Source organism: Kribbella sp. NBC_01505, from assembly GCF_045040285.1.
GTDB lineage: Bacteria > Actinomycetota > Actinomycetes > Propionibacteriales > Kribbellaceae > Kribbella.
In genome coordinates this window covers 9819503-9843326 of record NZ_CP109425.1, presented here as the reverse complement: position 1 = coordinate 9843326, position 23824 = coordinate 9819503, and the positions used below count along the sequence as shown (strand labels likewise).

The following is a 23824-nucleotide window of genomic DNA, read 5'->3' as shown; positions in this document are numbered from 1 at the left end:
TTGGTGCTCAAGGTTGCGGTTGGCGCCCAAGGGTGGGTCGGCTGTTCTTTGTGCATCGGAGGGGTCTTTGGGTAGCCACCAACCGTTCTGGGGCGCTGGAAGTGGTTGGTGGGCGCCCAAAGTTGCCGTTCGCGCCCAAGGTCGCCCCTCGCGCCCAAAGGTGGGTCGGCGGTTCTTTGCGCATCGGGGCGGGGTTTGGGTGGGCGTTGGCCGTTGTGGGTTGTGCTCGGAGGGGGCGGGGTGAGGCCAGTGGTGGGAGACTGGACTTATGTGGCGGGCGGGGGAGCTGGAAGCGGCGGACGGGACCAAGACCGAGCAGGTCGAGGCGCTCGTACTGCGGCGGATCGAGCGGGGGGAGTTGTCGATCGGGTCGCGGTTGCCGTCGGAGCGGGTGCTGGCGGAGCGGCTCGGGGTCAGTCGGGTCACGGTTGTCCGGGCGCTCGATCACCTGCGGGCGGACGGCGTACTGGAGACTAAGCGGGGTTCGGGGACGCATGTGCGGCCGACTGACCGGTTGCTCGACCCGATCGCGCCGGCGTCGACCTTCAGTGGGGCTGTCCGGGCGGGTGATCAGCCTTTGCTCGACCTCCGGTTCGCAACGACCGCTGCGCCGCACGATGTGGTTGAGGCGGCGGCGCAGATGGTCGAGGACAGCCTGCCGCAAGCCATGGGTGGTGACGGTCCGCCGTCAGGTGGCTCCATTGAGCTCCGTACGGCGCTCGCCGCGCGACTGACCTCTGAGGGCGTACCGACCGAGCCGGACCAGCTCACGCTCACCGTCGGCGCAGCAGCCGGTCTGAATGCCGCACTGGCGGGGCTGGACCTCGGACCGGGCGTAGCGATCACCGAAACCCCGACGTACCCGGCCGCCTTCGACCTGCTGCGCAAACACCGGCTGGACGTCGCCGGGTGGCCGGCTGGGGTCTGGGACACCGATCAGCTCGCTCACCTGTGCAGACGGCACCGGCCGAAGGTCATCTACCTGCAGGCCGACAACCACAACCCGACCGGCCTCAGCCTCCCGGCTGATCGACGTACGACGGTTGTTGAGATCGCCCGGCGCTATGGCGCCGCACTGATCAGTGACGAGACCATGCGACCGCTATGGCTGGCCAGTGGCGAGCAGGCCGACCCACTGAGCCGCTATCCGCGCACAGTGAGCGTTGGGTCGTTGTCGAAGACGGTCTGGGGCGGACTCCGGGTCGGCTGGGTCCGCACCGGCAAGCAACTAAGAAGGCGGATCAACACCGCGGCACAGCTGAGTGTTGCGTCGCCCAGTGCGCTGGACGACCTGCTGGCCCAGGCGATCGTGCAGAAGCTCGACAAGGTGATCGGCAGACGCCGTACCCGGCTCAGGGCCAACCTGCATGCCCTGGAGACCGGGCTGAAGACGCTGGACGGGGTGACCTGGACCACGCCGACCGGTGGGATGACGCTCTGGCTGGAGCTGACCGACGTACGGGCCCGACGGGTTCTGGACGCGGCGCGGGAACACGGGTTGCTGCTCGGTTCAGGCGACCTGTTCACGCCGGACGGGACCGACCGGCGGCACATCCGGATCCCGTTCACCGCGCCACCGGCCACTCTCCGGCTGGTGGTCGCCCGGCTCGGGGATGCGCTCGCTCAGTCCACTTGAATCAAGGTGGACTGAAGATTGGTCACTCGTGAGCCCTAGCCTGGTGAACGGAGCCCCACGACCAGGAGGAACGCAGTGAGTGAGAACGTGACCCCGCAAACCGGTACCGCGAAGGTCAAGCGCGGGATGGCGGAGATGCTCAAGGGCGGCGTGATCATGGACGTCGTCACCGCCGAGCAGGCGAAGATCGCCGAGGACGCCGGTGCGGTCGCCGTGATGGCGCTGGAGCGTGTTCCGGCCGACATCCGCGCGCAGGGTGGCGTCTCCCGGATGAGCGACCCGGACATGATCGAGAGCATCGTCAGCACTGTGTCGATCCCGGTGATGGCCAAGGCCCGGATCGGTCACTTCGTCGAGGCGCAGGTGCTGCAGAGCCTCGGGGTCGACTACATCGACGAGTCCGAGGTGCTGACCCCGGCCGACTACGCCAACCACATCGACAAGTGGAACTTCACCGTTCCCTTCGTCTGCGGCGCGACCAACCTGGGCGAGGCGCTGCGCCGCATCACCGAGGGCGCGGCGATGATCCGCTCCAAGGGCGAGGCCGGTACCGGCGACGTCTCCAACGCGACCACGCACATGCGGCAGATCCGCCAGGAGCTCCGCAAGCTGCAGAACCTCCCCGAGGACGAGCTGTACGTCGCCGCCAAGGAACTGCAGGCGCCGTACGAGCTGGTCAAGGAGGTAGCCGCCCTCGGCAAGCTCCCCGTCGTCCTCTTCACCGCCGGCGGCATCGCCACCCCCGCCGACGCCGCCATGATGATGCAGCTCGGCGCCGAAGGCGTCTTCGTCGGCTCCGGCATCTTCAAGTCCGGCAACCCCGCCCAGCGCGCCGAAGCCATCGTGAAGGCCACCACCTTCTACGACGACCCCGACGTCATCGCCAAGGTCTCCCGCGGCCTCGGCGAAGCCATGGTCGGCATCAACGTCGACGAGATCCCGCAGCCGCACCGCCTCGCCGAGCGCGGCTGGTAGCCGACCGGAGCCGGTATCCAGGGATCGGCGGTCCCTGAATCCGGAGGCGGCGATCCGGCAGGCTGAAGTGGACATTCCAGCTGAAGGCTTGAGGAGTCCACGTGAACGCCGATCCACAACAACTGCCGGAGCTGGTGCTCGCCCGCTCGGTCGCGCCCAGCGACACGAGCACCAGCATCGTGGTGTCCGGGGCTTCGGAGCCGCAGATCCGCACCGGCGTCGTGGGCGTCACCGCTCATACCGACGTCGTCTATGTGACTCGTCAGGATGCCGATGGCGCGGACCTACCGATGCGTCTTGATCTCCTGGTGCCACAGACTCCTGGACCTCAGCCGGTGGTGATCTTCCTGCCCGGTGGCGGCTTTGTCCTGGCGAACAAGGAAGCGGCGCTGCAACGCCGCACTTTCGTGGCCGAGGCCGGGTACGCCGTTGCGAGTGTCGAGTACCGGACGGTGCTTACCGGGGCGACGTACCGGGATGCCGTTGCCGACGTGGGATCGGCGATCCGCTTCCTGCGCGCCCATGCGGCTGAGTTCGGTCTGGATGCCGCGAACGTGGCGGTGTGGGGTGAGTCGGCGGGCGGCTATGTGGCCTCTCTGGTTGGCACCAGCCAGACTACGGACCTGGGCGTACGGGCTGTGGTGAACCAGTTCGGTGTGAGCAATCTGTTGAAGTTTGTGGACGACTTCGCTCCCGACGAGCAGCAGGCGCTGCTGCGACCCGGTACGGCTGCGGCGCGGTTCGTCTTCGGTCCGGGGACGAATCTGTCGTTGGCGGATGATCCAGAGGCGGTCGCCGCCGCCGATCCCGCTCGATACGTGACCGACCAGACGCCGCCTTTCCTGCACTTCCACGGCAGCGCGGACAACGTCGTACCGCCTCGTCAGTCTCTGCTTCTGCATACGGCATTGCTCGAACACGGTGTGGAGAGCACCCGGTACGTACTGACCGGTGCCAGGCACGGTGATCTGTCAGCCGTGCTCGGCGACCCGGCGGCTGCACTTCCGTGGTCCACCGAGGAAGTTCTCGGTTACATCACGGGCTTCCTCGGCAAGCACTTGCACGCGTGACCACAGCCCTGAGCGTGTGATGCTGCTGGTAGTGGCCGTTGGCAACGGTCCGTTAACCAGGGATCGGCGATCAGTGGATAAGTGAGCTCTGAATGCGGGTGCTGGATCGGCGGATCATGGCTGTTATCAGGCCGATGCAGCGGACCGGGTCCGCTCAATAAGGAGACTTTCATGGCACGCCACGTCGATATCGCCGTTCCGGATCTGACCGGCAAGCTCGCGCTCGTCACGGGTGCGAGTGACGGGATCGGGTTCAACATTGCCGCCCGGCTCGCTGGCGCGGGTGCGGAGGTAATGATGCCCGTGCGCAACGAGGCGAAGGGCGAGGCAGCCGCGCAGCGGATCCGGCAGGCAAGGCCGGGGGCGAAGGTTTCGGTTCGGAGTCTGGATCTGTCGTCGCTGGGCTCGGTCGGTGCCCTCGCCGACCAGTTGCAGGGGGAGGGGCGGCCGATCAACATCCTGATCAACAACGCCGGGGTGATGACACCGCCGACGCGTCAGGTCACGAAGGACGGCCTCGAACTGCAGTTTCAGACCAACCACCTCGGTCACTTCGCGCTGACGGCGCAGTTGCTGCCACTGCTACGTGCGGGCAAGGCGCACGTGACGACTCAGGTGGCGCTGTCGGCGAACCAGAACGGCATCAACTGGGACGACCCGAACTGGGAGAAGGACTACCACGGGTTCCGGTCCTACAGTCACTCCAAGATCGCCCTGGGGCTGTTCGCGATGGAGCTGCATCGCCGCAACATTGCGCAGGGCTGGGGGATCCAGAGCAATCTGGCCCACCCCGGAGTCTCGCCGACGAACCTGCTGGCTGCACAACCAGGGATCGGCCGTCCGCGGGACACGATGGCGGTGCGGAGCATCCGGACGATGTCGCGTCTCGGATTCCTCTTCGGTACGGCGGAGTCCGCGGCGCTGCCCGCTGTCTACGCGGCGACGAGCCCCGATGCCAAGGGCGGCTTGTTGTACGGCCCGAAGGGTTTCCATCACCTCGGCGGTGCGCCCGCGGAGGAGCCGATGTACACCCGTCTGGCCGGCCCGGACGACGGCCGCAGGATGTGGGAGCTGTCGGAACGACTGGTCGGCGTATCCACTTCATGACCTTCACCCTGCCTGGTGGAAGTGCCGGGCCTCGCTACGCTTGGCGAGCGGATCATGCCGCGTCTTGCGGAGATCGGAGCCTGATTCATGGACAGAGCGCAGCTTGCGGACTTCCTCCGCCGGCGCCGCGAGGCGCTGCAGCCTGAGGACGTCGGCCTCAACCGCGGACCCAGACGGCGCGCCGAAGGGTTGCGCCGCGAGGAAGTGGCTGCCCTGTGCGAGATGTCTGTGGACTACTACAGCCGCCTCGAGCAGAGCCGTGGACCGCAACCGTCCGAGCAGATGCTGGCCGCGATCGCCCGTGGACTTCGCCTGACCCTCGACGAACGCGACCACCTGTTCCGGCTCGCAGGCCACAACGCACCGGCCCGGATGTCCCGCAACGAGCACATCTCGCCAGGCCTGATGCGCGTCCTGGACCGGCTGCAGGACACCCCGGCCCAGGTGATCACCGAGTTCGGTGAGACCCTTCTGCAGACGCCGACTTCGCGGGCCATCTTCGGTGACGAGTCCCAGCTCACCGGCCTGTCCCGCAGCGTCTTCTACCGATGGTTCACCGACCCGAACTCGCGGGCCATCTACCCGCCCGAAGATCACCCGGCTCACAGCCGCAACTTCGCCGCGGACCTGCGCACCATCTACACCAAGTACGGTCCGTCCTCACGCGCCGGCGTCATCGTGGACGCGCTGCGCAAGGAGAGTCCCGAGTTCGTCGACGCATGGGCAGTACACGACGTGAACACCTTGCACTCCTACGAAAAACGGTTCCAGCACGCCGAGCTCGGCGTACTGAGCCTGCAGTGCCAAATGCTCCACGACCACGAACAGGGCCAGTCCCTGCTGGTCTTCACCGCAACCCCAGGCACCGAGAGCTACCAGAAACTGCAACTCCTCGCCGTCATCGGCAACCAGCGACTCGCCTCCTCAGACCAGTAGGACCTGCGGGCCGCTGCCGAGATACAACAATCTTGAATCACGGCATCAACGTCGACGAGATCCCGCAGCCCCACCGCCTCGCCGAGCGCGGGTGGTAGGGGCATTGGCAGTCTGCAGGATCAGTTGGACGTGTGCCTCCGGCCGGCTTCGTGTATCTGGGTGCCGGCTGTCCCGGCGACGACGGCGGTTGCGTCGTCGAGGGATCCGATCGCCGCCCGGCCGTTGGTGGCTTCGACGAAGAGGCGGGCTGCGGTGACCTTGGGGCCCATCGACCCGGCGGGGAAGGCGTACTTGTCGAGGTCGGTGATCGCGACCGCGTGGAGTGGTCGTTGGCCGGGGGTTCCGAAGTCGACGTACACGGCTGGTACGTCGGTGAGCATCACCAGCAGGTCGGCGTGCAGCTCGGTGGCGATGAGGGCGGCGACGTAGTCCTTGTCGACGACTGCTTCTACTCCGGTGAGCCCGTCGGGGCCGTCAACGACCGGTACGCCGCCTCCGCCGGCGAGGATCACCGTCGTGTGGTTGCGCAGGAGCAGTTCGGCGGTGTCGAGCTCGACGATCCGTTGTGGTCTGGGGGAGGGGACGACTCGTCGCCAGGTGGATCCGTCCTGGCGAACGGTCCAGCCGTTCTGTGCGGCAATCTCCCGAGCGGTGGCCTCGTCGTAGCCGCTTCCCACGAACTTGGTTGCTTCGTGGAAGCCCGGATCGTCTCTGTCGACCACGGTCTGGGTGACCAGCGCGACGGCTGGACGGGGCAGCCCTGCGTTGGCGAGGGCTTGCTGGATCCAGTACCCGATGATGCCCTGGGTTTCGGCGACCAGATCACTGAGCGGGTACGGCCGCGACAAAGTAGTGTCTGCGGAGCTCTCCAAGGCGAGTAGCCCGACTTGTGGCCCGTTCCCGTGAACCAGTACGACGTCGTGCTCCGACGCGACCTTCGCGAGTGCCGGCGCGGCGGAGACGAGGTGCGCGAGCTGGATGGCGGCGTCGGGTCGTTCACCGCGCCGGAGGAGGGCGTTGCCGCCGAGTGCGATCACTATTCGCATGGTTCAGCGTCCCACGTGTGGCCACTGCCAGTTGCGTACCTCGGGCAGGTCTTCGCCGTGCTCGACGATGTAGGCGTGATGCCGGGCGCGTTGGTCGGTGAGCCACTGGCGGGTTTCGGCCGCGCGTCGGCCGAGGCCGGGGACGCGGTCGATCACGTCCATGGCCAGGTGGTAGCGGTCGAGGTCGTTGCGGACCACCATGTCGAACGGTGTGGTCGTCGTACCTTCTTCTTTGTAGCCACGGACGTGCAGATTGGCGTGGTTGTGTCGCCGGTAGGTGAGCCGATGGATCAGTGCCGGGTAGCCGTGGTAGGCGAAGATGACTGGCTTGTCGGTGGTGAAGATGGCGTCGAACTCGGCGTCGGACAGCCCGTGCGGATGCTCGGAGTCAGGCTCGAGACGCATCAGGTCGACGACGTTGACAACGCGGATCTTCAACCCAGGCACGTGTTCGCGCAGCAGGCTCACCGCGGCCAGTGTCTCGAGAGTCGGTACGTCGCCCGCGCAGGCCAGCACGACGTCGGGGTCGCCGTCGTCGTTGCTCGCCCACTGCCAGACGCCCACGCCGCGGGCACAATGCAGCACGGCGGAGTCGTGGTCGAGCCAGCTGGGCTGCGGTTGCTTGCCTGCGACAACGACATTGACGTAGCCGCGACTGCGCAGGCAGTGGTCGGACACAGCGAGCAGGGTGTTGGCGTCCGGCGGTAGATAGACGCGGATCACCTCGGCCTTCTTGTTCACCACATGGTCGATGAAGCCGGGATCCTGATGGGAGAACCCGTTGTTGTCCTGGCGCCAGACGTGGGAGGTGAGGAGGTAGTTGAGGGAGGGGATCGTGCGTCGCCAGGGGAGCGCTCGCGACACCTTGAGCCACTTGGCGTGCTGATTGACCATCGAGTCGACCAGGTGCACAAAGGCTTCGTAGCAGGAGAACCAGCCGTGCCGTCCAGTCAGCAGATAGCCCTCGAGCCAGCCCTGGCAGGTGTGCTCGCTGAGGATCTCCATCACACGGCCGTCGGCGGCGAGGTGCTCGTCGGTCGGTAGCACCTCGGCGTTCCAGGCCTTGGCGGTGGTCTCGTAGATCGCGTCGAGGCGGTTCGAGGCCGTCTCGTCGGGTCCGAAGACCCGGACGTTGCAGGGGTTGGCGCTCATCACGTCGCGGAGGAAGGTGCCGAGCACCCGGGTGGGTTCGTGCGGCCCGCTACCTGGCTGCGGGACGGCAACGGCGTACTGCGACAACGGCGGCAGATCAAGAGATCGGGTCAGCAGCCCGCCGTTCGCGTGCGGCGTCGAACCCATCCGGCGTTCTCCGGACGGGACCTGGTCGGTCAGCTCGGCGACCGGGCGACCTTCTGCGTCGAGCAGTTCTTCGATGCGGTAGCTGCGCAGCCACGTTTCGAGCATGGCGAGGTGTTCCGGGGAGGTCCGTACGCCGGTCAGTGGGACCTGGTGGGCTCGCCAGGTGCCCTCGATCGGGACACCGTCGACCTCGCGCGGTCCGGTCCAGCCTTTCGGCGTCCGGAGAACGATCATCGGCCAGGGGCGACGCGGCGTACCGGGGTTGGTGCGTGCCTCGGTCTGGATCTCGGCGATCTCGTCCAGTACGACGTCGAGTGTCGCGGCGAGTGCCTGGTGGACGAGCTCGGGGTCGTCGCCGTCGACCAGGTAGGGCCGATGGCCGTAGCCCTCGAGCAGCTTGGTGAGTTCCTCGTCGCCGATCCGGGCCAGGACCGCCGGGTTCGCGATCTTGTAGCCGTTGAGGTGCAGGATCGGCAGTACGGCGCCGTCGGTGCGCGGGTCGAGGAACTTGTTGGAGTGCCAGGACGCGGCCAGCGGTCCGGTCTCGGCCTCGCCGTCGCCGATCACGCACGCAACCACGAGGTCCGGATTGTCGAAGGCAGCGCCGTACGCGTGGCTGAGTGAGTAGCCGAGCTCACCGCCCTCATGGATGGAACCGGGGAGTTCGGGTGCGACGTGGCTGGGGATTCCGCCAGGAAAGGAGAACTGGCGGAAGAGGGTTTGCAGGCCGGCCGCGTCGCGGGTCACGTCGGGGTAGGTGTCGGTGTAGCTGCCTTCGAGCCAGGTGTTGGCGGCGATGGCGGGACCACCGTGACCGGGCCCGATGACGTACATCATCGACAGGTCGCGCTGCTTGATCACGCGGTTGAGGTGGGCGTAGATCAGGTTCAGGCCAGGCGTCGTACCCCAATGACCGAGCAGGCGTGGCTTGATGTGTTCGGGCTGCAACGGCTCGGTCAGTAGGGCGTTGTGCATCAGGTAGATCTGGCCGACGGACAGATAGTTCGCGGCTCGCCAGTAGGCGTTGATCGCCTGGAGTTCGGCGCTCGCGAGTGGTTTGTCCAGCAGTTGGCGCATGGGGGACTCCCGATCGTCGGTGCAGGTCACCACCAGCGTCGCTTCGCACCATCACCTACCGCTGCGGGCAACGGTCCTGAACCGTCGGGCCTTTCGGCACCTGAGCGGGTGACCACGGGCTCTGCCGGCAGCCGGCCACCGGGCGGCACGATCGGAGCACACCCTGAACCGGAAGGAACCACCGTGTCTTCCACCACGCCGTCACCCGAAACCGTCCGCCCAGTGATCCAGGGCCCACTGGATGCGGCGGCGGCCTCCCAAGCACAGATCGTCGTCATGGGCGGGCATCACCGTTCCCACCTGTCGGTTCTCCTGCTCGGCTCGGTCGTCCGTGGTGTCCTCCAGCATGCGACCTGTCCGGTCGCGGTGGTCCACTGCGACCAGTCGGACTCTGCCTGATGCCCGATGCGCCAAGTGCCGGTCCGGTGGTGGTCGAAGTCGACGGATCGGCTGAAGGCCTGCGCGTGATCGACTACGCCTGTACGGAGGCGATCCGTGACGATGCGGACCTGATCCTGGTAGCCGCGCATGGATCGACGGGTGGCGAGTATCGGCTGTCGGCCGAGCGCGCTGATGAGTCGCTGCGAACGGCCGTCGCTCATGTTCGGCGGCAGATCGGCGACGCGCTCAAGGTGACTCTGCTCTGCCGGGCCGGGGCGCGGATGAAGGTGTTGCCCGCCTCGGCCGGTGGTGCCCGTGCGTTGATCATCGGCCGTCCGCGGCATCGCGGACCGGAGCGCCTGATCGCGGCCCGGAACAACCTACAGCTGGCTCGGCGGATCGACTGCCCGTTGATCGTCGTACCGGGCTCGTGGAAGTCGGCGCCGTCGCAGCGTGACGTTGCTGTGGGCGTCGACGGTACGGCGCTGTCGGCCGAGGCGGTCGGGTATGCGTTCCGCGCGGCGGCCGCTCGCGGCGGCAACGTGCTCGCGGTTCATGCCGCGCCGCGCCTGTCGGCTCCGGACGGGGCGTGGGTCCGCAAGGCTGAGCTCGAGCTGTCCGAGGTCCTCGGAGAATGGGCGAAGGACTACCCAGGAGTGAAGGTCACGAGGTATCTCACCTGCCGGCCGGTCGTCGCAGCCCTGATGCACCGATCTCGCGAAGTCAGTCTGGTGGTTCTGGGAGCCCACGCCGGACTCTTGCCGATCGGAGACCCGGTCACCCGTCGCGCCATGGCCGTCGTCGACGGACCGGTCGCGATCGTCCCGCATCGCCCTGCCTACGGGAAGCAACTCACCGACCCGCGGATGCCTCTCGAGGAGGCTTCCGCGTGACCGCCATCGAGCTGGACCCCACCGAAGCTGCTACCGGCACAGGGTGGGACACCTTGACGATCGACGGCTCTGTCGTTCATCTCCGCCCGGTGCGCGCGGACGACGAGGCCGCGTTGCAGGCACTGAACCATCGCGTGTCGGATCGCTCGATCTACCGGCGGTTCTTCGCCGTCGATCGCCACGGCGCGGACATCCAGGCTCATCACCTGGTGGCGCCTGCCGCCGGCGCTCGGCCGGTCGCGTTGATCGCTGAGATCGCGGGGCAGGTCGTCGGCGTGGGTAGCTTCGAGCTGATCCGGACAGGTGCGGCCGAGATGGCGTTCCTGGTCGACGACGCGGTCCACGGGCGTGGGATCGGTACCTTGCTGCTGGAGCAGCTCGCGGCGGTCGCGCGCGAGCAGGGCATCCAGCACCTGGTCGCTGAAACGCTGGTCGACAACGGCCCGATGCTGTCGGTCTTCACCAGGTCCGGTTTCGACCAGGTCCACACTCTCGATCACGGTGTCGTCGAACTGTCCTTGAACACCGACTATGCGCCGACCGGGACCGACCAGATGGCCGAACGGGAGCGTGCGGCCGGCGACCGGTCGCTGAGCCGGTTGCTGACGCCTGCCTCGGTGGCGGTGATCGGTGCCGGCCGCACGACGGGCGGGATCGGCCACGAAGTCCTGGCCAACCTGGTCGAGGGCGGTTTCACGGGCGAGTTGTACGCCGTGAACCCGCAGACGAACGTGATCGACGGCATCGCGTCGTACCCGTCGATCGGAGCTGTCCCTGGCCCGGTGGATCTGGCGGTGATCGCGGTTCCGGCGGCCAAGGTACTGGCCGTTCTGGAAGAGTGCGGGCGAGCCGGCGTCGGCGGTGCGGTGATTCTGACGGCCGGCTTCGGTGAGCTGGGCCCCGAAGGAGGGGAGGTCCAGTGTGCCCTGGTGGTCGTCGCGGGCTGTCGTCGCGAAGCCTCCGGCTGCCGGTGGTTGGCTCGATCCCCAGGCCGCAGAGCAGCTCATGGGTGCCGTTGGCATCAAGACTGTCCCGACGACGGTTGCGAGTGATCGAGCGGCTGCGATGGCTGCGGGGGAGCGGCTTGGGTATCCGGTGGCGTTGAAGACCGCGGCTGCTGGTGTCGTGCACAAGACTGATGTCGGTGGTGTGCAGTTGGGGATTGCCGACAGCACAGACCTCGGTACGGCGTACGACGCGGTGGTGGCCGCAGTCGGCGATCCACAGGTGGTGATTCAGGCCATGGCGCCGGCGGGGATCGAGCTGGTCGCAGGGCTGGTTCGTGATCCGTTGTTCGGGCCTGTCTTGATGGCCGGCAGCGGCGGGGTGCTGACTGATCTGCTGGCCGATCGCCGGTGGTGTGCCCTCCCACTGACGGATCTGGATGCGGCCGAGATGGTGCGATCCTTGCGCTGTGCGCCCCTGCTGGCCGGGTACCGCGGCGCGCAACCGTCGGACGTGTCCGCCGTACTGGAGGTCCTGCACCGGATCGCCTTGCTGGCCGAGCACATCCCCGAGGTCGCCGAGCTGGACATCAACCCGCTCGTGGCAACCCCGGCAGGCGCGTTCGCTGTCGATGTCAAGGTCCGCATCGCGCCGGCTGCCGCCGTACCCGCCGCCTATTCTCGTCGGCTCCGATGAGGGCCTCGCGGCCAGACAGCAACGATCAGCGGACGACGGCGACCGGGCATCGGGCGTGGTGGAGGACGCTCAGGCTGACCGACCCCAGGAGAAGGCTGGCGAATCCGTCCCGGCCACGGGAACCGACGATCAGTAGCTCTGCGTTGTCAGCCGCGACGACGAGTGCCTGGGCCGGGTGGCCCGTCATCAGGACGAGATCGAATTCGACGTCGGGGTAGTCGGTTTCGGCGCCTGCGAGTGACTCCGAGACGAGTAGCCGCTCCTCGTTCGCGATGTCGACCGGGTCGAAGACGAGCAGGCCGAGTCCGCCGGCGAAGGTGGGGGCCGGGTGTGGAGTTACGTTGACGACGGCGACCCGCGCCTGGCGGGACTCGGCCTGGGCGAAGGCGAAGTCGATCGCTTTCGCCGAGGTCTTCGAGCCGTCGACTCCCACGACGATCGTGGGCTGGGCCTGGATCCAGGGTGAGGTGACTGCTGGGACCACGACGACGGTGCCGGCGGAGTGGATGCTCACCTGCATGGCAACCGAGCCGAGCAGTACGTCGGTCCAGCCACCGAGGCCTCGTGAGCCCAGGACGGTGACACGGGCGCGCACGGACTCGTCGATCAGCGCAGAGGCGGCGGAGTCTTCGATCAGGACGCTGTCAACGGTGAGCTTCGGGTGCTGGAGCCGGATGCCTTCGGTGAGTGTGTCGAGAGTGCGTTCCTGGAGGCGGCGCAGTTCGGCGACAGACACCGTTTCGGCGGTGCGGTAGCCGAGCGGGATCGGCTCGGATACTTCCACGATGCGCAGCGGCGCGAGGTGCCGGACTGCTTCCGCGGTGGCCCAGCGCAAGGCAGCGCGGCTGCCGGGCGAGCCGTCGTACCCGATGACAACAGGATCGGGTGTGGTCAGTGCCATGAGATCTCCTCGAACAGTGGGCAGACGGGCGGGGCATAGGCTGGGAGCGGATCGAGGGCGTGCAGCCGTCGGCCGGCCCGGGATGAGGCACCATGACGATCAGCGTGTTCCTGCTCGACGATCATGAGGTGGTCCGGCTCGGGGTCCGGCAACTGCTCGAAAGCGAACCGGATATCGAGGTGGTCGGTGAGGCGTCGACCGCGGCGCAGGCATTGGCCCGGATCCCGGCGTTGCGCCCCGATGTGGCCTTGCTGGATGTGCGATTGCCTGATGGTGACGGCGTGACGGTGTGCCGCGACGTCCGTTCGGCGATGGAACATCCGCCGGCCTGTTTGATGCTGACGTCGTTCTCGGACGACGAGGCCTTGTTCACGGCGATCATGGCTGGTGCCGCGGGGTATTTGCTGAAGCAGGTCAGCGGGCTCGACCTGGTGGGTGCCGTTCGCCGGCTCGCTGCGGGGGAGTCGCTGCTCGATCCGGCGATGACGAACGCCGTACTGGAGCGGTTGCGCAATCCACTGGGTGAAAGCGAGGACGATCCGCGGTACGGCACTCTGACCGAGCAGGAACGGCGGATCCTCGATCTGATCGCCGAGGGGAAGACGAATCGGCAGATCTCCGTGACGATGTGCCTGGCCGAGAAGACGGTCAAGAACTACGTGTCCGGGCTGCTCCGCAAGCTGGGCGTCGACCGTCGTACCGAGGCCGCCGTGTACGCCGTCGAGCGGGCCCAGCGCATTCCTCCGCAGTAGCACCGACAGGATCATCTGCTTCCGGCCGCGGCCAGGACGGTCACTTCCGCGAGGTCGGTGACCACGACGTCCGCGCCATGAGCGGTGAGGTCCGCAGCGTGACCGGTGCGGTCCACGCCGATCACGAGACCGAATCCTCCGGCACGCCCGGCCATGATTCCGGCGGGCTTGTCCTCGATCACCACCGTCCGGCTCGGCTGGACGATCAACCGGCGCGCGGTGGCCAGGAGGACTGCAGGATCCAGGGCCGTGGCGATGCCATCGCCCCGAGGCGGGATGACGTCGACGGTCAGTCCGGCGGCCTTCAGCCCGGCGATCAGCGCCAGGGTGCCAAGACTCGGTACCCGCCAGACGTCGGGGCCGAACAGAACTGCGTCGTACCGGTCCGGGCTGAGTTCCATCGGCTGGCCATGGTTGCGGAGCGGAGCCTCTGGGCCGGACCATGCCATCCGTCGGGTCCAGTCGCTGAGGGTGGCCCGGCCCGGGCCTGGCCGCCCGGCGGTTTGCAGGGTGTCGTGGATGGTGACCGTCCATCGCTTGATCGCTGCCCAGTCGCGGGAGTCGCCGGACAGGCGGCTGCGTGCCATCCAGTGAGCCAGTACGCCGCGCGCGGTGTGCCGTTCGAGGCGCCCCGCGAACGTTTTCGGTGCCGCGCTGCCGAGTTGCTTGGCCAGCCGGGCGACTCGGCGGGGCGCGGTTTGCTCGACATCCTTGTCAGGTCCGACCGGTCCGCTGTGGAACAACCAAACCGGTCGATGGTTGCTGCTAGCAACGAGCATGCGGAGTACGGCGACCGCCTCCGGGCGCCATCGGCCGAGGTAGATCGCGCTCCCGACCACGACAGCGCCGTACGGCGTCGTGTCGGTGACGTTCCCGGCGTCGATGACGTCGACGCCGTGCCCGTAGCGGCGAAGGGTCTGGCCGATCGCCTCGGCGATACCGGCGGTGCCGCCCATGCGGCTGGCGTAGGCCACCAGTATCTTCATGACGTTTCACCCGGTACGACGTCGGCCAGCGGGCGTCGCGGTGACGTCGCGTGCTGGGTGGTGTGGGCGAAGCGGATCACCATGTGGGCGAATCCGGGTTTTCCGGTGAGGTGCTGGACATCGGCGCGGAGGTCGTCGAACTCGAGCGGCTGATTGAAGAACGAGGCGGTCAGCCCGTCCCGGGTCGCGGCGAGAAGCACATGCTCCAAGGCGATACCGGCCATCAGCTGGTCGACCGGCCGGTCGTGGTCGGTGGACAGCACAGCCAGCGCCGCGTCGGCTTCGAACGCGGCTCGCGGGCGTGATCGGTCGGCGGGACGGACGCCGAGGTCGCGGACCGGAGCTGTGTAGCCGGCCGGGCGTGGCCCGAGGACGCTGCTCGGGACTCCGTCGACGGCACGCTCGCCGCCGATCCACTTGCTTCGCTCGGCGGTTCGTTTCCAGTCGCCGACCTCACGGAGGTCGACGTCGAGCGTCATCCCCGTCAAGCGTGCCGCGTCGGTCTTCTGCAGCCAGGTGAGCTCGGCGCCTTCGGCAATCGCCGCCTGCATCAGACCGATCCTGGAATCAGCTGCCGGCGGTGCGGGACGGGCCGGGAGCCGGCTGGTATGACGCCGTACCACCTGCTGGTAAAGCTGTTTCAGGCTTGGGTCGAGCTGCTGCCCGTCCTCCAGCACGATGCGAGCGACCAGGTCCGGCTCGAGCGGATCGGGTGCGAGTCCGAACCCGGAGCCGAAACCCAGATGAGCCGCGGCACAGCGCAGGTTGAACACTGCCGCACCGGCCGCGATCCGCATCGCCCGCCCGGTGGGGTCCTCGGCGGGCAAGGCCCGCGAGCCGTCCAGGAACACATCGATGACCGTGCCGTTGATCTCGAATCGCCACGGCTGCGTGTTGTGCATCGACGGTGCCGCGACCGCGGCCCTGAGCAGTACGTCGATCTGTTCCATCGACAGCTGGTCGTCCATGGGTTGCCTCCTCGGCGGGCCAGGCTGGCCACGTTCTCAGCCTGCGCGAGGAACGGCGGTTCCGGCTGCGGGCGTCGGTCCCGACCTGACAGGTCCTTCGGCACCTGTGCTGGGGACCACGGGCCCTGATGCGCACCGGCCCGGCGACCGCAGCATTCAGGTGTCACATCGAATCTGAAGGAGCGATCATGACCATCACCCCGAACCGCCACCGCATCCCGGCCGCCACCGACGCACCGAGCAGCGCACCGAAAGCCGATACGACGACCGGCCGGGTGCTCGCGGTGTTGCGGATCGCGTTCGGCCTGACGTTCTTCTGGGCGTTCGCCGACAAGCTGTTCGGGCTCGGCTACGCAACCCCGGCCGGCAAAGGGTGGCTCGACGGCGGCAACCCGACCGCCGGGTTCCTGAAGGGCGCCGAGGGGCCGTTCGCCGGCTTCTACCACTCCCTGGTCGGTGACTTCTGGGTCACTCCGCTGTTCATGATCGGCCTGGCCGGCATCGGGCTCGCGCTGATCTTCGGCGTCGCACTTCGCATCGCCGCGGTGGCCGGAGTCGCGCTGTACGTGATGATGTGGGGCGCTTCGTTGCCGCTGACAACCAACCCGCTGATCGACGACCACATCCTCGGCGCCATCACCCTGGTCGCCCTCGCGCTGCTCGCCGCCGGCCGTACCTGGGGCCTGGCCGACCGCTGGAACCACCTCAGCATCGTCCGCCGCTACGCATGGCTGCGCTGATCGCCGTACGGGTCATGCGCTGGTGCATCCAGGGGCGCCCGGAGCTCGAGGACGGTGCCGTGCGGTTGGCGTTCGGTCACTCGTACTGCACCGCCGAGGAGGGCGGCGCGTTCGCGGAGATTGCGCAGCCCACTCTCGGTGGCCGTCGATTTGATCCCGATCCCGTCGTCAAGGATCTGAGTGGTGACCTCGCCGGCCGCGACGGTGACATCGACGGTGACGCTCGTCGCGCGGGCATGCCGGGCGACGTTGGACAGGGCCTCTCGTACGGCGGCGAGGATCTGCGGCCTGGCCAGGGCGGGGACGACACTGTCGATCGGGCCGGTGAAGCGAAGCCGCGGTGCGAAGCCCAGCGTCACGGCGTACTCGTCGACCAGGGTCCGAAGGTCGGCGCGCAAGGAGCGGCGGCCCGGCTGGTGCTGGAGCTCGAAGATCGATGCCCGGAGATCTCTGATGGTGGCGTCGATATCGGTGACGGCCCGGCTGATCCGCTCCTGAACGTCTGGAGTGACGCTGCGGTGAATGCCCTGCAGCTGGAGCCCGGTGGCGAACAGTCGCTGGATCACCAGATCGTGCAGATCGCGGGCGATCCGGTCGCGATCGGCCAGCACAGCCAGCGCGGACCGGTCGTGGCGTGCGGCGGAGCGCTCGAGGGCCAGGGTGGTCTGGTTGGCGAACATCGTGATCAGGTCGGTGTCCGCATCGCCGATCGGCAGGTCGCCGTGCTGGCCGGCCACCATCAAGATCCCGGCTGTGTTGCGGGTTCCGGGCGGGAGCGGGACGAAGATCGTCCGGCCGAGCCCGCCCAGCTCCGGCACGTTGGCCAATTGGCCGGTCTCGGTGGCCAGCTCGGCAAGGTCCTCGACGACTACGGGCCCGGTGCCTCGTAGGACATCGCGCAGTACCGGCCGGTCGGTGCTCATCCGCAGGCCGACATGCCGTGCCAGTCCTGACGGACCGTCCACGGTCTCGATCACCAGATCGCCTTCCTCGACGACCAGTACGGCGCCCAGCACCGCGCCGGAGACCTCGCGGGCCCGGCGCGCGATCAGCTGCAGCGCTTCCGCCGGTTCGAACTCGCCCAGCAGCAGTTGGGTGATTTCGGCCGTCACTTCGTACCAGCGGCGCCGGCGCTCGGTGTCGGCGTACAGGCGCGCGTTGTCGATCACCACGCCCGCTGCGGCAGCCAGAGCGGTCACAGCATGCTCGTCGTCCTCGGTGAACTCCGCGCCGTCGGCCTTCTCGGTCAGGTAGAGGTTGCCGAAGACGTGATCGCGAATCCGGACCGGCACACCGAGGAAGGCCTGCATGGGTGGGTGATTGGCCGGGAATCCGTACGACGCCGGGTGGCGGCTGAGGTCGGCGAGCCGGATCGGCTCGGGCCGGTCGATCAGCAACCCGAGAATGCCATGGCCTTCGGGATAGGGACCAATTGCGGCGATGGCCTCCGGGTCGATTCCGTGGGTGATGAATCTGGCCAGCTTCTTGCCGTCCGGGCCGACCACGCCGAGAGCGCCGTACCGGGCTCCGGCCAGCTCGCAGGCGGCGGTGACGATCCGGTCAAGAGTGCTGTTGAGGTCCAGGTCGGAGCTGATGCCGACCACGGCATCGAGCAGCGCCCGGAGGCGTTCTTGGGAATCCATGACCTCGTCGACGCGGCCGAGCAGTTCCTGCAGGAGTGCGTCGAGACGGACGCGAGACAGCCCGGTGTTGTCCAGGGCGCCGTCGTCCCACGATCCGGTGCGGGGTGGTCCTCGACCGGTCATGGCCCCACCGTACGGACTCCCGGCAACCCAGGGAACGGATGGCCATAGGCGGTGACGCGCCGGCCACGCAGCGACTCGATGGTGAGCCGGATGAAGTGGGGCCGCCAGCCCGGTACCAAGGAGCGGGGCAGGAGGGCGAGCGACACTTCACTGATCTCGGTGTTGGTCAGGCGCGAGAGGCGTCCAACCACGGTCACGGTCCAGCCGGTCTGGCTGACTGCGTCGATCTCATCGGTTTCGAAGGCGACGATGTCACCGCGTTCCGCGGCCCGGTACTTGTCGCCGTCCGCGGTGCAGAACACCACGGTCTCGCCATCGACGGTGAAGTTCACGGGCCGGACGGTGGGCAGGCCGCCCTCGGTGAAGACGAGGCGGCCGATCGGCACGGTCTGCATCAGCTTCAGGCAGTCGGGCTCGTCGAGAATCTCGAGACCGGCATGATCGATTCGCTGCGCTCGAGCGAGCCCAGTGCTTGGATCGGTCGTCATCGCGCTCATTTCCACCGTCGGAGAAAGTTGCCTACCTCCATGGAAGCGCTCGGATGCCATCGCCAGGCAGTGCCGGACTACCCCCGAACGAGGGCCATTCGGCCCATCGTCGGGTCCCCGGGTCCGGTCTACGCCGGCGCATGTGGGCGTACGATCGACGCGCTTGCCGGGCGCAACAATCGTGGACCACGGCATGGGGACCGACAGGGTTCAGGTGCCGTGGTCCCGCCCCCGGAGTTGGGCAGAACGACCTGCAAGGTGTGGATCATCGGGCATGCTCCATCTTGTAGTGCAGGCGCACCATCGAGGTGCGCCGGATCCGAAGTTCGTGGTCGGTGCGGAGTACGCCGTAGGGGTCGCAGTACAGGCGGAAGGTCTCGTGGAGCGGGACGCGCGCCGCGAAGTCCCGTCCGTCGTCGTGCACAACGACGTACGCGCCGTCCTGCCCGAATCGCCCTGGGGGCGACTCCAGGACGAGCCCGCCCCCGTCACTGATGACCGGGCGCAGGAAGACCTGGACGTTCCCGGACTCGAGTGGGAACGCGACATGGACGCTCGGCTGCGTCGCGCCGGGGAGACGCCGCGCCGAGTAGCAGCCGCTGAACACGTAGCGGCCCGACGGCCGGAGCGTCCGCAGCCACGCGGCGCCTACCTGCTCGCCGTCCCGGTCGCGGATCACGCGGACCCGGCTGTCCATCCCGTACGCGACGTCAAGCGGGCGCATCGGGAGAGACAGCTGCTCCACCCGGCGGCCGAACAAGCGCGCGATCAGCTCACCTGCCGGCCAGAACAGCGGTGACCATCCGGTCCACACCTCCATGTGCCAGGCGGCGGTGTGCTCATAGAAGTCGCGGATCCGTGGATCCAGCCGGGAGGCGTCGAACCCGGGGCCGTCGAGGATGGTCATCGCAGGGAGCAGACCGGGTGCTGGGCCCGCTGAAGGATCTGTGGTCGCGGCATCCTCGTCGACCGTGCCGCCGTGGTGCGCCGCCTCGGCGGAAAGCCAGCCGTCTCCGACCGCGGCGGAACGACTCATCGGGGCGCGTAGCCAGGAGTGGTCCCCGGCGAGGTCGACAGGCTTGCCGACCAGCCGCCAGAACTTCCGGGACCCGAGGTCCAGCACATGGTTCACGACAACGCATTCTTGCAGGGGTCCGCCGATGAACTCGCCTGCGGATGGGTGCGGGGCTCCCGCGATCTTGCCCACATCAACGTGGGCCTCGGCGGTCCGGCGACGACCAATACCTCGCCACTGAACCGAGGTGCTCTGATCAATATGTAGGTACTGTCCGCGCCGTTACGGGACTCGACAATTTTGACCACGGCATCAATGGTGAAGAAGAGGCTGCCCCAGTGCGCGTATGCCTCGCGTGGTCACGGTGCGAGCATGCGAAGCGGGACGACGTCGACCCCGTCCGGTCGGCGGGCTGCCAGGCCGCCGTTGGTCAGCACCGCGAGGAAGGCGCACCGGTTGTCGTCGACGAGTGAGGCCATCTTCTTCAAGTTCTCCGCGGCGGTGTCGATGAGGTTCGTCGCCGTGCCGAGCTTGATCTCGAACGCGCCCCACCGGCCGTCGTGCAGTTCCACGATCGCGTCGACTTCGAGCTTGTTGTAGTCGCGGTAGTACGACACCCGTCCCCCCAGCGGCTGGCTGTACACGCGCAGGTCACGCACTGCCAGGGACTCGAACAGCAGCCCCAGCGTCTTGACGTCGGTGGCCGTCGTCGACGACGCGGGGCAGATAGGTCACGGGAGTGGTCGACATGGGTCCAGCCTGCAACTTTCGCGATCTGAGGCAGGCAACTTTCGTATCTTCGAGTAGGCAGATTTCGCTATCGACCGTCGCGACCAGGCGCCCGATGCCTTCGCGTCGCTCGCCGCGGGCGACAGGACGCCGGGCAAGGTGCGCGCGGGTCGCACCACAGGACCAGGGCGTGTCTCTCAAGCCTCATGCGTCATTAACATGCCCTAGTTTGTGGCCGGAGACAGGCAGGCGGGACCGGAGACCTGTGGTGCGGGGTCCCTGGCCACCGTTACCTGTCTCCGGCCACCGCCCCTGCCTCCTCAACCACCGCGTCACTGAGCCGACAGCCGGGGGTTTGAACAGGAACTGGTGGGGGTGGACAGGTCATAACTTGTTCAAGCCCGCCCTGCGGTGTCGACGCCCCCGACGGCTGGCGGCGGGGACAGGTTCTGAGGGCCGGAGACCTGTGGTGGGGGTCTCCGGCAACTGTTGACTGTCTCCGGCCACCACTCCGGCCGCGGCGACTAGCGGACTCCCTGTCGATCCCAGGTCTGCTCGAGTGCGCGTCAATCTTGGGCCACGGCATCAACGTAGACGAGATCCCGCAGCCGCATCGCCTTGCCGAGCGTGGCTGGTAGGAGGTTCGGCCTAGGCTGGTGGCGCTTCTGGGGTGGGTAGGTGCTGGGTGATGAACAGGGCCGCGCGATCCAGTGCTTGGTCGGCCTCGTCCAAGGGGCCGCCGGCGAAGGATTGGAAGACGTGGGGTACGTCGGCTGTGACGTCGAGGATGACGTCCACGCCGGCTGTGACGGCGCGGGTGGCCAAGCGGGTCGAGTCGTCCAGGAGCAGTTCGTTCGTCCCCACCTGCAGCAGCATCGGCGGGAGCCCGGTCAGATCCGCCGTGACTGCCGGGCTCAGGAGCGGTTGGTGGGGGTCCTGCCCGGCCGTGTACATGGCGCCGGTGCGCTCGACGGCCGCGCGGGTGAAGATCGGATCCGCGCTCGCTCTGGTGGTCATGCTCTCGCCTGTCCTGGAGGCGTCCAGGCCAGGGGAGAACGCCACGATCGCGGCGGGCAGTGGCAGGCCGGCGTCGCGAGCGGCCAGGCTGGTCGTGATCGTGAGGCCGCCGCCCGCCGAGTCGCCGGCGAACACGATCGTCGAGGGGTCCACGCCGTCGTCCAGCAGTGCGCGGTAAGCGCCGAGGGTGTCCTCGACTCCGGCCGGGAACGGATGCTCGGGTGCGAGCCGGTAGTCCACCGAAAACGCCGGGCATCCGGTTCTGACGACGAGGTTCGCCGTCAGCGACAGCGCTGTCCGCGGTGAGCCGAACACCCATCCGCCGCCGTGGAAGTACAGGATCGTGCCCGGCCGCCTTCCCTGCTCGGGCTCGACGTACAGGGCCGGCCGGTCTCCGAGAGTCGTGGTGCGGGTGCGGATTCCGCCCGGGACGATCATCTGGGACATCAGCGTCGCGAACCCGGACCGCAGTGCCTCGACCGAGGGCGGTGGGCCGTCGGGGCGTGGTTGCCGGAGGAATGCGTCGATCTTCTCCCGCTGCTGCTTGCTCACTGCTCTCCTCAAGGAAGGTGCATGCCGGTACAGTATATGCCGTGGCATATACATTTCACGCTAGCACAGCAGATCTCCCGCAGCTCTTCGCGGATCTGGTGAGGTGTGAGACCCGCCTGTACAACGCCCTCAACGACTCCTTGCGGGAGGCGCACGGCATCGTGACCTCGCAGTTCGAGTTCCTGCGCCATCTCCGCGATCACCCTGGATCCCGGGTCGCGGACATCGCCGGCGAGTTCGCCATCGGCATCGGGGCCACCAGCAAAGGGATCGACCGGCTGGAGGCCGTGGGGTGGGTCCGCCGTACCCCCAACCCCGCGGACCGGCGCTCGTCCCTGGTGGCCCTGACCGCCGCCGGCCGCCGCCTGACAGACGCGGCGGAGGTCACCTTCACCGAACGGACGTCGGAGTTGATCGCGGACGCTCTCACAGCCCGCCAGATTTCGGCCGCCGCCCAGGCGCTGGCACTGCTGCGCTCCCACCTGGAGCACGACCAGATCGGCACCCCCACAGGCTGAACCGGTCACTGTGGCTGCGGATCCGGGTCAGCGGAGGGTGAAGGTGAATTCGTGCATTTGGTTCTGGCCGGTGCGGAGGAGGCCGGCGCAGGTGGCGAAGTAGCGGATCTTGCGGTCGAGGTAGGCCTCGTCGACGACCTCCAGGGCGGCTGAGCGGGACTGCTCCAGACGCGTGCCGAAGTGGTCAAGGGTTCGGGCGTAGTGGTGGCCGAGGTCGGGGGACACCTCGACCTCGAAACCGATGGAGCGGGCGGTGTCGACGACGGTCTGCTTCGGCATGACCCGGAAGACTGGGCGGTCGGCGGTGACGCACACCATCACCATCCGGCCGGACGGCGACAGCAGGTCCGCGCAGCGGCGGAGGAAGGCCGGCTTGTCGGCGAAGTTCTCGAAGGCGTTCACGCAGACGATCCGGTCGGTCGGTTCCCGGTAGTCCTCCCAGGCCTGGAGCCGTACGTCGACCGGCGGATCGAGAGGCTCGGCAGTCAGTCTGTCGAGCAGATACGCGTACTGATGGCGGTCTGTGGTGATGCCGGTCGCGTGTACGCCGTACTGCCGGGCGGCCGTCCAGAGCAATGATCCCCAGCCGCAACCGATGTCGAGCAGGCGCAGGCCCGGGCTGAGGTCACAGCGGGTCAGGACCGCCGCGGTCTTGGCCTGCTGCGCGTGGTCCAGGGAAACGTCGTCGTGCTCGAAGTAGCCGGAGCTGTAGTTCAGCCGATCATCGAGGAACAGTTGGTAGAACTCGGTTCGCGGGCTCATCGCCGGGTCCTTCCTCGAGGGTCATTCGACCAGGTGTGGGGGAGCGGCCAGCCAGTCGGCGACCAGCTGGTCGATCCGGGGCGCTGCTTGCAGTGCGTCGGCGATCGGGCGCGGCCGCAGGTCCTCGGCGACCAGGCGATCGGTCGGCAGCCAGCTCGCCCGGTAGCTGCCCCGCGACGAATCGGCCGGGCTCGACATCTCCTTGCCGGTGCCCGAACCGAAGACACCGCTGGTCCAGTGGGCCACGAAGTAGTGCTGCAAGGCGTTGTCGAACTCGACCACCCCGAGCAGCCCGCCGACCGAGATCTCGATGCCGAGCTCTTCGAACGCCTCTCGCCGGGCCGCGTCGGGCAGCGTCTCGCCACGCTTCACCCCGCCGCCGGGCAGCAGGTGATAGCGATCGCCTTGCCGGACCCGCTCGATCACCGCGACCCCCGCAGCCGACAGCAGCACGATTCCGGCTCGCCCCTGCCGGGGCTTGACTTCACTCATCGATCGCCGATTCTACCGGAGCACACGGATCCGCGAGTTGCAGGAAGTGGCAACCAGTGAAGGGTTTTCAGGCCCCG

General features: G+C 67.8%; 24 protein-coding genes. 12 read left to right on the top strand and 12 right to left on the bottom strand.

The genetic code is table 11. The features are described from left to right. The first annotated feature begins 268 nt into the window (after nucleotides 1-268). The 5 genes from OG474_RS45720 (at nucleotide 269) to OG474_RS45700 (ending at nucleotide 5724) form a co-directional block, all read left to right on the top strand. Nucleotides 269-1636, top strand: a complete 1368-nt coding sequence (locus tag OG474_RS45720; RefSeq protein WP_405059982.1) for a PLP-dependent aminotransferase family protein — start codon at nucleotides 269-271, stop codon at nucleotides 1634-1636. A 75-nt stretch (nucleotides 1637-1711) separates the two neighbouring features. Next, nucleotides 1712-2611: a pyridoxal 5'-phosphate synthase lyase subunit PdxS gene (gene pdxS, locus OG474_RS45715; protein WP_405059981.1), complete on the top strand. Its 900-nt coding sequence runs from the start codon at nucleotides 1712-1714 to the stop codon at nucleotides 2609-2611. A 101-nt stretch (nucleotides 2612-2712) separates the two neighbouring features. Then, entirely contained in the window at nucleotides 2713-3681 is a 969-nt protein-coding gene (locus OG474_RS45710) for a prolyl oligopeptidase family serine peptidase (protein ID WP_405059980.1), read from the top strand. Nucleotides 3682-3852: 171 nt separating this feature from the next. Further along, on the top strand, nucleotides 3853-4788 hold the full coding sequence (locus OG474_RS45705; protein ID WP_405059979.1) for an SDR family oxidoreductase: 936 nt from the start codon (nucleotides 3853-3855) through the stop codon (nucleotides 4786-4788). Nucleotides 4789-4875: 87 nt separating this feature from the next. Continuing rightward, nucleotides 4876-5724: a helix-turn-helix transcriptional regulator gene (locus tag OG474_RS45700; RefSeq protein ID WP_405059978.1), complete on the top strand. Its 849-nt coding sequence runs from the start codon at nucleotides 4876-4878 to the stop codon at nucleotides 5722-5724. 119 nt (nucleotides 5725-5843) lie between these two features. Here the strand turns inward: OG474_RS45700 and OG474_RS45695 are convergent, their stop codons facing one another. After that, nucleotides 5844-6770: a carbamate kinase gene (locus OG474_RS45695; protein WP_405059977.1), complete on the bottom strand. Its 927-nt coding sequence runs from the start codon at nucleotides 6768-6770 to the stop codon at nucleotides 5844-5846. Between the two features lie 3 nt (nucleotides 6771-6773). Continuing rightward, complete coding sequence (locus OG474_RS45690; RefSeq protein ID WP_405059976.1) at nucleotides 6774-9146, bottom strand: phosphoketolase; 2373 nt, start codon at nucleotides 9144-9146, stop codon at nucleotides 6774-6776. Between the two features lie 183 nt (nucleotides 9147-9329). Between OG474_RS45690 and OG474_RS45685 the strand changes: the two genes are divergently transcribed. Genes OG474_RS45685 through OG474_RS45670 form a run of 4 tightly spaced genes read left to right on the top strand, consistent with a single transcriptional unit; the run spans nucleotide 9330 to nucleotide 12061 of the window. Continuing rightward, the gene (locus OG474_RS45685; RefSeq protein WP_405059975.1) at nucleotides 9330-9545 is read left to right on the top strand and encodes a universal stress protein; all 216 of its coding nucleotides are present in this window, start codon (nucleotides 9330-9332) and stop codon (nucleotides 9543-9545) included. Then, entirely contained in the window at nucleotides 9545-10420 is an 876-nt protein-coding gene (locus tag OG474_RS45680) for a universal stress protein (protein ID WP_405059974.1), read from the top strand. Before OG474_RS45685 ends, OG474_RS45680 begins: the two co-directional genes overlap by 1 nt. Beyond that, nucleotides 10417-11472 carry a GNAT family N-acetyltransferase gene (locus OG474_RS45675; RefSeq protein WP_405059973.1) on the top strand — a complete coding sequence of 352 codons (1056 nt, stop codon included), beginning with the start codon at nucleotides 10417-10419 and terminating at the stop codon, nucleotides 11470-11472. The genes OG474_RS45680 and OG474_RS45675 overlap by 4 nt, the downstream gene beginning before the upstream one ends. Further along, nucleotides 11426-12061, top strand: a complete 636-nt coding sequence (locus tag OG474_RS45670) for an acetate--CoA ligase family protein (protein ID WP_405059972.1) — start codon at nucleotides 11426-11428, stop codon at nucleotides 12059-12061. The genes OG474_RS45675 and OG474_RS45670 overlap by 47 nt, the downstream gene beginning before the upstream one ends. A 25-nt stretch (nucleotides 12062-12086) precedes the next feature. Here OG474_RS45670 and OG474_RS45665 read toward each other — a convergent pair whose 3' ends face one another. Continuing rightward, the gene (locus tag OG474_RS45665; protein WP_405059971.1) at nucleotides 12087-12962 is read right to left on the bottom strand and encodes a universal stress protein; all 876 of its coding nucleotides are present in this window, start codon (nucleotides 12960-12962) and stop codon (nucleotides 12087-12089) included. Nucleotides 12963-13054: 92 nt separating this feature from the next. Here OG474_RS45665 and OG474_RS45660 point away from each other — a divergent pair, with 92 nt between their 5' ends. Continuing rightward, nucleotides 13055-13714: a response regulator gene (locus OG474_RS45660; protein ID WP_405059970.1), complete on the top strand. Its 660-nt coding sequence runs from the start codon at nucleotides 13055-13057 to the stop codon at nucleotides 13712-13714. 11 nt (nucleotides 13715-13725) lie between these two features. On the opposite strand, the gene OG474_RS45655 is transcribed toward OG474_RS45660, so the two are convergent. Then, nucleotides 13726-14700: a flavodoxin domain-containing protein gene (locus OG474_RS45655; RefSeq protein WP_405059969.1), complete on the bottom strand. Its 975-nt coding sequence runs from the start codon at nucleotides 14698-14700 to the stop codon at nucleotides 13726-13728. Then, nucleotides 14697-15668, bottom strand: coding sequence for an Acg family FMN-binding oxidoreductase (locus OG474_RS45650; protein ID WP_405059968.1), 972 nt, complete (start codon nucleotides 15666-15668; stop codon nucleotides 14697-14699). Before OG474_RS45650 ends, OG474_RS45655 begins: the two co-directional genes overlap by 4 nt. A 188-nt stretch (nucleotides 15669-15856) precedes the next feature. On the opposite strand from OG474_RS45650, the gene OG474_RS45645 reads away from it, so the two are divergent. After that, nucleotides 15857-16408 carry a hypothetical protein gene (locus OG474_RS45645; RefSeq protein ID WP_405059967.1) on the top strand — a complete coding sequence of 184 codons (552 nt, stop codon included), beginning with the start codon at nucleotides 15857-15859 and terminating at the stop codon, nucleotides 16406-16408. On the opposite strand, the gene OG474_RS45640 is transcribed toward OG474_RS45645, so the two are convergent. The 5 genes from OG474_RS45640 to OG474_RS45620 form a co-directional block, all read right to left on the bottom strand. After that, complete coding sequence (locus OG474_RS45640) at nucleotides 16390-18174, bottom strand: GAF domain-containing protein (RefSeq protein ID WP_405059966.1); 1785 nt, start codon at nucleotides 18172-18174, stop codon at nucleotides 16390-16392. The two genes, OG474_RS45645 and OG474_RS45640, sit on opposite strands and share 19 nt — an antisense overlap. Next, entirely contained in the window at nucleotides 18171-18662 is a 492-nt protein-coding gene (locus OG474_RS45635) for a pyridoxamine 5'-phosphate oxidase family protein (RefSeq protein ID WP_405059965.1), read from the bottom strand. The genes OG474_RS45640 and OG474_RS45635 overlap by 4 nt, the downstream gene beginning before the upstream one ends. Before the next feature lie 265 nt (nucleotides 18663-18927). Next, nucleotides 18928-19794 (bottom strand): hypothetical protein, encoded by an 867-nt coding sequence (locus OG474_RS45630; RefSeq protein ID WP_405059964.1) that lies wholly within the window; start codon nucleotides 19792-19794, stop codon nucleotides 18928-18930. A 242-nt stretch (nucleotides 19795-20036) separates the two neighbouring features. Then, entirely contained in the window at nucleotides 20037-20405 is a 369-nt protein-coding gene (locus OG474_RS45625) for a DUF4143 domain-containing protein (protein ID WP_405064684.1), read from the bottom strand. A gap of 649 nt (nucleotides 20406-21054) precedes the next feature. Continuing rightward, nucleotides 21055-21975, bottom strand: coding sequence for an alpha/beta hydrolase (locus OG474_RS45620; RefSeq protein ID WP_405059963.1), 921 nt, complete (start codon nucleotides 21973-21975; stop codon nucleotides 21055-21057). A gap of 41 nt (nucleotides 21976-22016) precedes the next feature. On the opposite strand from OG474_RS45620, the gene OG474_RS45615 reads away from it, so the two are divergent. Further along, nucleotides 22017-22493, top strand: coding sequence for a MarR family winged helix-turn-helix transcriptional regulator (locus tag OG474_RS45615; protein WP_405059962.1), 477 nt, complete (start codon nucleotides 22017-22019; stop codon nucleotides 22491-22493). Nucleotides 22494-22520: 27 nt separating this feature from the next. Here OG474_RS45615 and OG474_RS45610 read toward each other — a convergent pair whose 3' ends face one another. Then, a complete protein-coding gene (locus OG474_RS45610) occupies nucleotides 22521-23255 on the bottom strand; it encodes a class I SAM-dependent methyltransferase (RefSeq protein ID WP_405059961.1) in 735 nt (244 codons plus the stop codon). 21 nt (nucleotides 23256-23276) lie between these two features. Beyond that, nucleotides 23277-23747, bottom strand: coding sequence for an NUDIX domain-containing protein (locus OG474_RS45605; protein ID WP_405059960.1), 471 nt, complete (start codon nucleotides 23745-23747; stop codon nucleotides 23277-23279). Nucleotides 23748-23824 lie beyond the last annotated feature (77 nt).

Bases quoted from the DNA above. Each gene is read 5' to 3' on its own strand.
- OG474_RS45720 (WP_405059982.1), top strand. From the start codon at position 269: ATGTGGCGGGCGGGGGAGCTGGAAGCGGCGGACGGGACCAAGACCGAG.
- OG474_RS45705 (WP_405059979.1), top strand. From the start codon at position 3,853: ATGGCACGCCACGTCGATATCGCCGTTCCGGATCTGACCGGCAAGCTC.
- OG474_RS45700 (WP_405059978.1), top strand. From the start codon at position 4,876: ATGGACAGAGCGCAGCTTGCGGACTTCCTCCGCCGGCGCCGCGAGGCG.
- OG474_RS45695 (WP_405059977.1), bottom strand. From the start codon at position 6,770: ATGCGAATAGTGATCGCACTCGGCGGCAACGCCCTCCTCCGGCGCGGT.
- OG474_RS45690 (WP_405059976.1), bottom strand. From the start codon at position 9,146: ATGCGCCAACTGCTGGACAAACCACTCGCGAGCGCCGAACTCCAGGCG.
- OG474_RS45680 (WP_405059974.1), top strand. From the start codon at position 9,545: ATGCCCGATGCGCCAAGTGCCGGTCCGGTGGTGGTCGAAGTCGACGGA.
- OG474_RS45670 (WP_405059972.1), top strand. From the start codon at position 11,426: ATGGGTGCCGTTGGCATCAAGACTGTCCCGACGACGGTTGCGAGTGAT.
- OG474_RS45665 (WP_405059971.1), bottom strand. From the start codon at position 12,962: ATGGCACTGACCACACCCGATCCTGTTGTCATCGGGTACGACGGCTCG.
- OG474_RS45660 (WP_405059970.1), top strand. From the start codon at position 13,055: ATGACGATCAGCGTGTTCCTGCTCGACGATCATGAGGTGGTCCGGCTC.
- OG474_RS45655 (WP_405059969.1), bottom strand. From the start codon at position 14,700: ATGAAGATACTGGTGGCCTACGCCAGCCGCATGGGCGGCACCGCCGGT.
- OG474_RS45650 (WP_405059968.1), bottom strand. From the start codon at position 15,668: ATGGACGACCAGCTGTCGATGGAACAGATCGACGTACTGCTCAGGGCC.
- OG474_RS45645 (WP_405059967.1), top strand. From the start codon at position 15,857: ATGACCATCACCCCGAACCGCCACCGCATCCCGGCCGCCACCGACGCA.
- OG474_RS45640 (WP_405059966.1), bottom strand. From the start codon at position 18,174: ATGACCGGTCGAGGACCACCCCGCACCGGATCGTGGGACGACGGCGCC.
- OG474_RS45635 (WP_405059965.1), bottom strand. From the start codon at position 18,662: ATGACGACCGATCCAAGCACTGGGCTCGCTCGAGCGCAGCGAATCGAT.
- OG474_RS45610 (WP_405059961.1), bottom strand. From the start codon at position 23,255: ATGAGCCCGCGAACCGAGTTCTACCAACTGTTCCTCGATGATCGGCTG.
- OG474_RS45605 (WP_405059960.1), bottom strand. From the start codon at position 23,747: ATGAGTGAAGTCAAGCCCCGGCAGGGGCGAGCCGGAATCGTGCTGCTG.